This is a genomic window from Candidatus Hydrogenedentota bacterium (assembly GCA_019695095.1).
In the GTDB taxonomy this organism is placed as follows: Bacteria; Hydrogenedentota; Hydrogenedentia; order Hydrogenedentales; family SLHB01; genus JAIBAQ01.
Genome location: JAIBAQ010000206.1, coordinates 1 through 9,965 on the forward strand (window position 1 = coordinate 1; position 9,965 = coordinate 9,965).

General features: G+C 56.9%; 7 protein-coding genes. 5 read left to right on the forward strand and 2 right to left on the reverse strand.

Annotated elements, in window-relative coordinates:
- The coding region (locus K1Y02_22435) for a hypothetical protein (GenBank protein MBX7259137.1) at window positions 1–513 on the forward strand (513 nt) is incomplete at its 5' end.
- A 378-nt stretch (window positions 514–891) separates the two neighbouring features.
- On the forward strand, window positions 892–2,766 hold the full coding sequence (locus K1Y02_22440; protein MBX7259138.1) for a hypothetical protein: 1,875 nt from the start codon (window positions 892–894) through the stop codon (window positions 2,764–2,766).
- On the opposite strand, the gene K1Y02_22445 is transcribed toward K1Y02_22440, so the two are convergent.
- Both K1Y02_22445 and K1Y02_22450 read right to left on the reverse strand, forming a co-directional pair.
- Window positions 2,763–5,351 carry an ankyrin repeat domain-containing protein gene (locus tag K1Y02_22445; protein MBX7259139.1) on the reverse strand — a complete coding sequence of 863 codons (2,589 nt, stop codon included), beginning with the start codon at window positions 5,349–5,351 and terminating at the stop codon, window positions 2,763–2,765. The genes K1Y02_22440 and K1Y02_22445 overlap by 4 nt on opposite strands.
- A gap of 74 nt (window positions 5,352–5,425) precedes the next feature.
- Window positions 5,426–7,318, reverse strand: coding sequence for a potassium transporter Kup (locus K1Y02_22450; protein ID MBX7259140.1), 1,893 nt, complete (start codon window positions 7,316–7,318; stop codon window positions 5,426–5,428).
- Between the two features lie 325 nt (window positions 7,319–7,643).
- Between K1Y02_22450 and K1Y02_22455 the strand changes: the two genes are divergently transcribed.
- The 3 genes from K1Y02_22455 to K1Y02_22465 all read left to right on the forward strand — a co-directional run.
- A complete protein-coding gene (locus K1Y02_22455) occupies window positions 7,644–7,991 on the forward strand; it encodes a hypothetical protein (protein MBX7259141.1) in 348 nt (115 codons plus the stop codon).
- A complete protein-coding gene (locus K1Y02_22460) occupies window positions 7,961–9,061 on the forward strand; it encodes a hypothetical protein (protein ID MBX7259142.1) in 1,101 nt (366 codons plus the stop codon). Before K1Y02_22455 ends, K1Y02_22460 begins: the two co-directional genes overlap by 31 nt.
- Window positions 9,058–9,965, forward strand: a 908-nt coding sequence (locus K1Y02_22465) for an ATP-grasp domain-containing protein (GenBank protein MBX7259143.1), incomplete at its 3' end; no start/stop codon positions are given. The genes K1Y02_22460 and K1Y02_22465, both read left to right, overlap by 4 nt.

Genomic DNA, 9,965 nt, shown 5'->3' on the forward strand with positions numbered 1-9,965 from the left:
GCCCGCCAACGCTACGGACGCACGCCGCCCATAGACGTACTGCTCGCCATCGGAGAGGCCGTCGCCCTGGAGACCCTCGCACACCGTGAAACCATGCAAACCCTCCGCCGCACAAGCCCTCTGTACGCCCACGAAGAACCACAACCGCAAAGCGGCGAACTGGGCAAAGACGGCGAAAACAAGACCAAACCACCCAAGACCACGCCGGCAAAGGACCGCACGTCCGAAATCGATTCGTTGTACAAGACCCTCGAACAAGCGCGCAAAGCGCGGAAGGAAGCAGACGACCTGATTGACCGCGCCCCCAAAGAGTCGAATGCCAAATCGAAATGCGGCATTTCGCCGGAACTACCAACGATGATAGACGAGGGCGATGAACTCATGAAGGAGGTATACGCCATGTGCGTCAAACGAAACGCGACCTACACGGCACCGCCGATGCCAGGCGCTCCCATTAATGTACCGCGCAGAGAGGAGTACGACTGTGAGATAGTCTCCGGACCACCGGGATAACGTTCTTAACCGGCCGCCATGCCCAGGTGCTCGTGAGAGATCCTCATTGCAGAACCTCAAACTCTTGCACGTGAACCATTTGCCCCGGCGAAGCGGAGCGACGGGCTAGGATTCTCGTTCCATGTCATGCGCTGCCAATTGACGACTATTCATCTTGTGAATCTTGTCAATCATGTCCAATAACTCCGGCAACGAGTCCTCCCGCAACCGGCGAGGGCACAGTCTTTGAGCGAGCATCGATATCCTTGCACCTTCCGCGACAAAACGTTAGCATTTTGTGCTCTCTTCAGACTGAATCCTAAGGCCGGATTGCATGGTCTGTATACGGTTTTGTGAAGTGTATAGTAGCCCGATACCAGAAGGAAGCCGTTTCGAATTGTGGTAGTTGAACCTGCAGTTGGGGGTAATCCGCGAGCGTCGAGCCGCGGCCTTTGGCGCATGCTAGCCGTGCCGCTTTTCGCGGCGACGTGCCTTACCGCCACTGGACTTGCGCTGAATTTCTTCGTTGACGACTACTACCTCCTCATGGTCTTGGAAGGGCAACATGCCCCCGCAACCAAAACGGAACTGTTCACATTTGGAACGGGATCGGCGGAGGAAATGGTTCCGTTCATCGCAAAGGGACCACACCCGTGGTGGACTCTGCCCGAATTCAAAATGCGCTTCTTCCGTCCGTTGACGTCGGCGTCGCTCTGGCTTGACCAATACCTCTTCGGCAGGAACGCGGCGGGGTGGCACATCCACAGCCTGCTTTGGTACTTGCTGATTATCGTGGCCTGGGGTCTGCTGGCGCGGCGGGTCTTGCCCGAGCGAACAGCCGCCCTGGCCGTGCTTCTGTTTGCCGTGAGCGCCTCCCACTGGATGCCTGCGGTGTGGCTCGCCAATGTAAACGCGCTGGTCGCCACCGTGGGACCCCTGTTCGGCGTGTGGGCTCACCTGAAATGGCGTGAAGACCACTGGAAGCCGGGACTGCCACTGTCGTTGTTGGGGTATGTAACAGGATTGCTCGGAGGCGAAGGCTGGCTGGGAGTCCTCGCCTATACAGGCGCCTACGAGTTATTCGGCAGAAAAGACTCGTTTGCCAAACGTACGCTCTGTGTAGCGCCCGCAACCGCACTGGCTGTGGGTTATGTCATCGCCTACAAACTCTACGGATACGGCGTGTTCGGATCGGGAATCTACGCTGATCCGATGAGCGAACCCTTCGAATACATCCGAATGATCACCGAACGGGTGCTGGCGCTCGTGGGTGGGGTGCTGCTCTCGGTGCAGCTCGATCCATGGGTCCTGTTTCCGTATACACGAGGCGCGATCATCGCAGCGGGTATCGCGAGCGTCTTCCTGTTCGCGTGGCTGTTAAAAAAGGCCTGGAAAGGTATTGAAGAAAGCGAACGGCAGGCGATTCGATGGATGATTCCCGCGGGCCTGTTGTCGTTGCTCCCGGTGGCCGCCACCGTTCCCATGAACCGCTTATTGCTCGCGACCACGCTGGCTGGAAGCGCTCTCGTAGCCATTCTACTCCGGCACTGGTGGCAGACACGCGTCCCAGGCAAGAGAACGGCCTACGGCACAGCGTGCGGTGTGTTGGCGGGTATCCATCTGGTGTTCTCCCCGTTGATGTGGCCGGCCTACTCCACGACGACAACCATCCTGAACAACTGGATGATCGAAAACTCGCTGTCGGCGTGCATGAACGACGAGAACATTGAGGAGAAGCACGTATTCGTGTTGTCGGTGGATAATCCCCTGATGTGCATGTATCCACCGCTCATCCGAAATGCCTTTGGAATGGAAAGGCCCAAATCCTGGCATGCGCTATCGACATCGCCGACCGACCACGTGCTGACGCGAATCGATGACCGGCGGTTCGTGTTGGAAGCGGTTGGCGGCTCGCTGACGGACGGCGAGTTCATGGAGATCGTCCGAAGCGGCCGGTTCCAGTTCGACGAAGGCCAAAAGATCCCCCTGGAAGGAAGCACCATCACGGTGCTAAACGTCGTCGACGGCAAGCCGCGCAAAATGGAAGTCACGCTCGACGCCGCCGCGGAAAGCGGCGCGTATGTGTTCCTCGAATCCGCGGGAGGAAGACTGCGCTTGTGCACACTCCCTCCTGTCGGAGAGAGCGTTACGATTCCCTACGTCCCCACGCGCCTCGCGGAGATGATTGCGCCATCGCTTCCCGACGCCATGCAGGAAATACTTCTCGCGCGTCGGCAGCCGATTCCCTCACCTATACCTCGATCAGGCGGTTAATCCTTCGCCCCGTGTTGGGTCAAGTACTCGACCACCACGGTCTTCTTGTTCTGCTTGGCCAAAGTCAACGCTGAAGCGCCAAGACTCGGCTTCTTGTTGACGTCGGCGCCCTTCTCGACAAGATGCCGGACAATTGCCAGGTTACCCAGTCTCGCGGCCTCCATCAACGGAGTCCACCCTTCATTGTTGCCCACGTCAATCTTCGCACCCTTCTCGATCAACAGTTTCACGGAGTCCAGATCGTTCTCGTGAGCCGCGCGAAGCAGGGGAGTATTTCCCGACGACGCGGGCGCATTGACGTCAGCGCCGCATTCCACAAGTTTTGCGACCACCAATCCAAGATGTTTGGCAATAGCTATCGTGAGCGGCGGAGTACCGACGCCGGACGCCTGATTCGGATCGGCCTTGTACTCCAGAAGCAGAATCGCTTTCTTGGGCATGCTACGCGTGACAGCCACCGACAGAAGCGGCCAACCCTCGGGACTCTTTACGTTTGGATCAGCCTTGTTTTCCAGAAGAAGCTGCATGGAATTCAATGACTCATTCTCCATCGCCACAAGCAGATTCGGCTTGCTCCCCTTTGGCGTGAGATTGACATCCGCTCCCTTCTCGATGAGTAAACGAGCAATGCCGAGGTCTTCGTCGTCTATCGCGCGAGCCAACACCGACATCCCGTTATCCATGATGGTGTTCGGGTCCTCTCCGTTCGCCAGGGCGCTAACCACGTCCGAGAGACTTCGATTGCTGACGGCCAATGCAAGCAGGGAATTGCCCGGGTGCGGCCCGTTTTCCAAAGCCCATTTTTTCCATGCCCCATAGCTTGCGTTGCTGGACCATGTAGAGTCGTCCCAATTGCTCCCGAGAATCGTGAACATTTCCTGGGCAGTCTTCTTGTCATCGTAGGCGCAGGCCAGGCGGCAGAGAGCATTCTGCAGGCTGGTGGGATTTGGGTAGTGCTGGATCATCCGGCGATACCCTTCATCGATCTTCTTCCAGGAGAAGAGGAAATCCGTCGTAAAATCGATCTGCTTGTAGCGGAAGATCTCCCATGCAATTCGCGAATACAGGCATGCGCCGGGAATCTTCTCCGTGCGTGCTTCAGACTCTTCGGCAAACTGCAGCATGGATGCTGGATTGCCTCCCCATTCAGGCAGCAGTGAACGGACTCGCGCATAGTACAGCGGGAAGTACTCGGGCTCTACCGCGACGCCTTCTTCGAAGGCCTTCGCGACCCGATCATCCGGGGCGACTGCACCAGGCGCCATGTTCTCCACTTGAGAAATGACCGATTCTTGCTTAGTTTCTGCGTGATATTCGAGTGCCTGATTTAAGCAGAGTACATAGAATGCGGGGTCTTTTGGTTCCATCGCCCGCGCCTCGTCCAGTGCCGCCTGGGCCTTTCCAAGATACTTGGCAAACTCTTGCCAACCTTTCTCGGTCACGATTGATGCAAAGCCGGTCCCTCGTTCTCTCCATCCGCATTGGCGGTATGAGGCCGCAAGAACTAGACGCCAGGTAATCGAATCCGGGTAGGCGGTCTTCCACTTCTCTAAGCGCGCGAAGTGAACGGCCTCGTTTGATGCGTTCAGGAAATAGCATTGCAGGGCCAGCCAGTAATAGAAGCGATCCAACTGCCAATCCCCGTTCGCCCAGCGGAGCTTCTCGTCACGCAGCCGCTTGGCAATCGCTTCAAGGGCGTCAAACTGCTCATTGATCATCAGCACCTGGACCCCACCCTGATTGATGGTGGCGTTTCCTGCAAGGGTATTGCCTCGGGCCTCGACCTTGTCCGTTGCCTCGGAATCGACGAATAATCCCGAACGGCCATTGCCCTCAAGCACGCAATCGGTCACGGAGGCCTTCGTGTTCTGATTCATAATTGCCAGGCCTTCTCCCGCGTTCTCCTGAATCTTGCACGCGGCCGCCTTCAACGTAGCGCGATCGTTCGCATATACGCCCGCCACTCCATTTTTGGTGACCGTGCAATCTTGCAGCGTGAGCTTGGTACCGGGACCGCTGACCCAGAGTCCAGCGCCACGGGTGTTTTCGGAGACATCTGTTTTATCCGCCAGAAGAACAGCGTCCTCTGTGACCCAAACGCCGTTCCCAGCATTACCGCCAATGGAGCACCCGCGCAGGACCACGCCGCCCTTTCCTTGACACACGACACCGGTCGTCGGTGAACCGGATACTGCGCAGTCGATCAGCTTCAACGTGCAGTTGCTCAAGTGACAAACCGGGCGTATTTCTTTGGATTCGTTCTTGGCTTGACCGGGCAGGTGTTTGAAACTGATTCCAGTAACCTCGACGTTAACGCAGTCCTGCGCTTTCAAGACCGGAGATTCGTTGCAGTCAGACTGTACGATTACCTTGTCCTTGCCTTCGCCAACGAGACTAACGTCCGGCTTCAGAAGCACGTGCTCGTTATACTGCCCTGCTTTCACGGAAACGATGTCGCCGGGAGCGGCGCGGTCGATGGCCTGTTGAATCGTAGTCGCGTCGCCAGGAACTGCGATCGTGGCGGCGTGAGCACCCAGCGCGAACACGAAGACTGCTGAGACAACGAATGCGCGGCACGTTATCATCGTGACCCCCTTATTGTTGGACTTCAATCGTAAAGAGTCACAATCAGGGAACGCAACTCCTCCTGTCGCGAGAATCAGAGCTCTACGTGCAGGCCCAACTCGACCACTTGATTGGCAGGGATCTCGAAGAACGATGTGGCGGGCTGTGCATTCTGCGAAAGGAAGGAGAAGAGCCGTAAGCGCCATTTCGGCATAGATTTGGATTTCTCGATTCGCACGCTTTCACGGCCAAGAAAGAAACCGGTGGTCATTGGGTTGAAGGCCAGTCCCTTCTCTTTGCACAGGGCGAGGATTTCAGTGACCCCCGGCGATTCCATAAAGCCGTACCGTGCCTGAATACGGTAGAACCCATGACCCAGGTCTTCAACGTTGATTCGCTCGTTCTCGGCGATGTGGGAAACCTCTTCAATCACAATGGAAAGCAAGGCCACCGTCTCGTGGATGATGCGGTTGTATTTGAGGTTGTGAAGAAGGACTGGCGGCGTACCGTCAAAGTTGCCCGTCATGAAGATCGCGGCACCCGGCACACGATGCGGACGGTGTTCACCGTGGGCCACGTCGTCGATGAAGGCGGGAAACGGCAAAAGACGTTTTTGGAACTGCTCGCGCAGCATATGCCTGCCGGTGCGCCAAGTGGACATGACCGCGAAGACGCACAACGCGGAAACCAGAGGGAACCAGCCGCCGTGGGGTATCTTCACAACAGACGCGGAGAAAAAAGTCAGGTCAATGATGAGGAAGAAGCCGAAGACGGGCAGGGCACGGCGCATGCTCCAACCCCACTGTTCGCGCGCAATGACAAAAAGCAGCATGGTCGTTATGAGCATGGTGCCGGTGACGGCAAATCCGTATGCCGCGGCAAGGTTACCGGATGTGCGGAAGAAGAGCACCAGCGCCACGGTCATGACCAGCAGGATGCGATTTATCACGGGCACATAGATCTGGCCAATCAATTCCGATGACGTGTGAACGATCTTCGTTCGCGGCAGAAAGCCAAGCAGCACGGCCTGGCGTGTGAGCGAGAAGGCGCCGGAAATGACCGCCTGAGAGGCGATGATTGCGGCGGCAGTCGCGAGAATAACAAGCGGCATGACGCCCCATGCGGGAGCAAGCGCGTAGAAGGGATTCTCAATGGGCCCGCTGGCCAATAGGAGCAGGGCGCACTGTCCGAAGTAATTGAGCAGGAGCGACGGCAACGCCAAGCCAAACCAACCGTACACGATGGCCTTGCGGCCAAAGTGTCCCAGGTCCGCATACAGGGCCTCGCCGCCGGTGATGGCCAGGAAGACGGCGCCTAGTACGACGAATCCGGTCCATCCGCTGGTCACGAGCAATCGAATGCCGTAGTACGGGTTGAGAGCGGCAAGAACACCGGGGGCCTGCACGATGCCTGCGATGCCGAGCGCCGCGAGCGTGAGAAACCAGAGCACGATGATCGGGCCGAACAATGCGCCGATGCGGGCCGTTCCGAACCGCTGGAACGAGAACAGGAAGACGAGGATGACCAGGGCCAATGGGACCACATAGGGTTCGAAGAAGTCGGTGGAGGTATGGAGTCCTTCTACCGCGCCGAGCACGGTAATCGCGGGAGTAATAGCGCCATCTCCATAGAGAAGCGCGGCACCGAATAGACCGAGGATAACGACGAATCTACGATTCAGGATGTGTGCCGCGCCCGGCTTGGAGTGCGTAAGGGCCATCAGCGCGAGGATTCCGCCTTCGCCACGGTTGTCGGCGCGCAACACCAGGATCATGTACTTGACGCAGATTAGGAGGACCAGCGCCCAGACAATAAGGGAGAGCACTCCGAGTATGTTGTCGCGAGTGGGATCGAGGCCGTGAATTCCGGTGAAACACTCCCGGATGGTGTACAAGGGGCTTGTACCCAGATCGCCGTATACGACGCCAAGGGCCCCGAGGGTAAGTGCGGCAAGTTGCTTTTTGTCTGTAGTGTTTGTGTTTTGCATGGTTTGATTGGGGATTGAGTTTGGAGAAATAGCGAGTAAGGACTACTCGCTTCGCAAACTGCATTGTATTGAGATGTGTTGGTTTGAGATCCCGCGCACCATCAAGCGGTCGCAGTAAACAGTCCCAAACCCCTATATTGCTTCAATAACCCCTGTTATTGGAGAAATAGTCTAGGGTGCGGGCTCATGCAATTCAAATCGAACAACGAGACTTTTCTCGCCAGGAATTGCCGAATTGACGGAAGTCCTACAGTTCCATAGGATTACACCATATTTGGCATGAGGCATGGCTGGACCGAAAACAAGCTGGAGGCATGTTGGGGCGGTGAGGTTGGCTATCGGCATATCGATACTGGCAGCACAGATTGTCATGATTGGCGCGGCGAGGTTCGGGCCGATGCGATACTTTTGCTGGGCGCCGTACGATTCGCAGAACGAGTATCGAATCGCTGTTGAAATCGAAGGAAGATCGCTCTCACCGGAGGAGATCGAGAAGCGCTATCGCATTCCGGCCCAGTCGGTCAATCCAAGGGCCATCCAGGAAATCACCGATGTCGTAGCGCATGTGGAAGGGGTCTATCGTCCGGGTGACAAGGCTGAGGTGCAGGTCCGTTACAGGACCAATGGCGGAGAGGAACGGCTATGGCAATGGCCACTCGTCTCAGCACCTTAGGACGCATTGCCAGAGAGCCTTTTCGGATTGATGGCACGGCGCTTCAGCCGAACGTGCTGCTGATGGCGAAGCTCATTGTGATTGGTCTGGTGTTAAAGGGGTATCACAATGGTTTCCCGAATGCCTTCGCCCCGTTCTTCTCTATTTTCGATGCATTGCCAGAGCCTGCTTTTCGCCGCACACTGAAGGCCGTGTTTCTGGTCTCGGCGACGTGTCTCCTGTTCAATCGCGCGGTGCGTATCCAGTGTGGAATCATCGGCGCGGTGTTTCTGCTCGGGGTACTTTCGTCGAAGGTCTATTACCGCAACGCAATTGTCTTTGTGTCGATGATCTTCTTGCTGACAAGCTTGCAGGAAAGGGGAAGAGCGCCGCGTTTGCTGTATTGGCAATTGGGCGTGATGTATCTTGGCGCTGGGCTGAACAAGCTGTGCGACCCGGACTGGCAAACAGGCCAGTACTTTCACTATTTCCTGGGCTCCGTCTTTCAATCGGACATCTATCTCTCACTTGCGCCCGTGTTTCCCGGCAAATCGCTGGCGGCTGCGATGTGCTGGTGGATCATCGCGGCGGAGTTGTGCGCCGGAGTCTTGTTTTTTGTACCGCGACGACATGACGCAGCAGTCTGGTTCGCGGCGTCGGTGCACGTTGGCGCGGCGTTTCTGGTCATCGGAGATTACGGTATCTTCATGAGCGCGGTGTTGGCGTCGTATCTGTGCGTAGTCAGATGGCCGGATGAAATGAAGGTTCGCTTCGACAGAACGACGTGGATGGGGAACATAGCACGTGCGTACCGTTGGCTGGACATGAACAGAGCTCATGCGTGGCAAGAGCAGCCAGGGCCACTCATCTGGACAGCGGGCGCGCGTCACGCCGAAGGATGGAAAGCCTTGCTGTGCATTGCGATCTATTCGCCCTCGACGTACTTCGTGGCGATGGTACTTCTGACCATACGTTATGAACCGTGGCGTGTGGTGGCCGTACGGGGCGCAGGGATCGCGGGAATCGTGTTGCTCAGTGTGTTGCTGGCTCAACGCGTCTTTACGTGGAAGAGGCTGGCGTCGTCAACATGAGCAGCGTACGCTACTGCGAGAATTCGAACACGAACAAAGTCCAGCGCGTACTCATTCTTTCGATGACACCGGCGCTGACGCGGAATGCGGTGTGGGCAGCAGGACTCTGCGGATTGCCGTGCGATGTCGTGACGGATTTCGCGGGGGCTTCGTGGTGCAGGCAAGCGCATGTTGGCCGGATCTTTCCAGTGCCGCAACGGCGCGTTGCAGAAATGGATGCGACACTGCTGGAAGAGGTCTTTGGGCAGCTTTCTTCTGGCTATAAGGGAATCTTTGCCCCAGTTGATACGCTGTGCACGCGATACGTTGCGGGGGGGCAGCATTCGTTGCCGGAAGGGATGCTTCACTATCCCATACCGGAACTGAATCAGTTCGATGCGTTGTACGACAAGTGGCAATTCCATGGGGTCGCAATGAAAATCGGGATTCCTCAACCGCAGTCGCATCGCATCACGTCGTGCGAGTTACCCGCGGCTGCGCTGCCGTATCCGGTTATCGTGAAACCTTCCTGGGGAGAAGGCAGTTTCGGTTTCAAGGTGCAAGAGGACGAGAGGGCATTGCGTGAACACGTTTCGGTATTGAAGCCTAGTGAAGAGACGCCATACCTCATTCAGGAGTATTTGCCGGGCGAAGATATCGATTTGAGCTTGATGGCGGATCATGGCCGCATCGTCGCGTGGGCCATCCAACAGCGAATGGACAATGCGGCCATCAACTTTCTCGAGCACGACGAGGTGTACGAACTTGGAGAGCGCCTTGTTGCGGCAACCGGCTACCACGGTGTGATGCATCTGGACATGCGGATCGATGAGCGAAACGGGCGCGTGAATGTGATCGAGGCGAATCCGCGTTTCTGGGGCAGCTTGTGCTATGCGACATGGGCAGGAGTGAACTTTCTTGAGGT

Coding starts and splice junctions, on each gene's coding strand:
- K1Y02_22460 (MBX7259142.1), top strand. CDS start 7,961: ATGGCAATGGCCACTCGTCTCAGCACCTTAGGACGCATTGCCAGAGAG.
- K1Y02_22450 (MBX7259140.1), bottom strand. CDS start 7,318: ATGCAAAACACAAACACTACAGACAAAAAGCAACTTGCCGCACTTACC.
- K1Y02_22445 (MBX7259139.1), bottom strand. CDS start 5,351: ATGATAACGTGCCGCGCATTCGTTGTCTCAGCAGTCTTCGTGTTCGCG.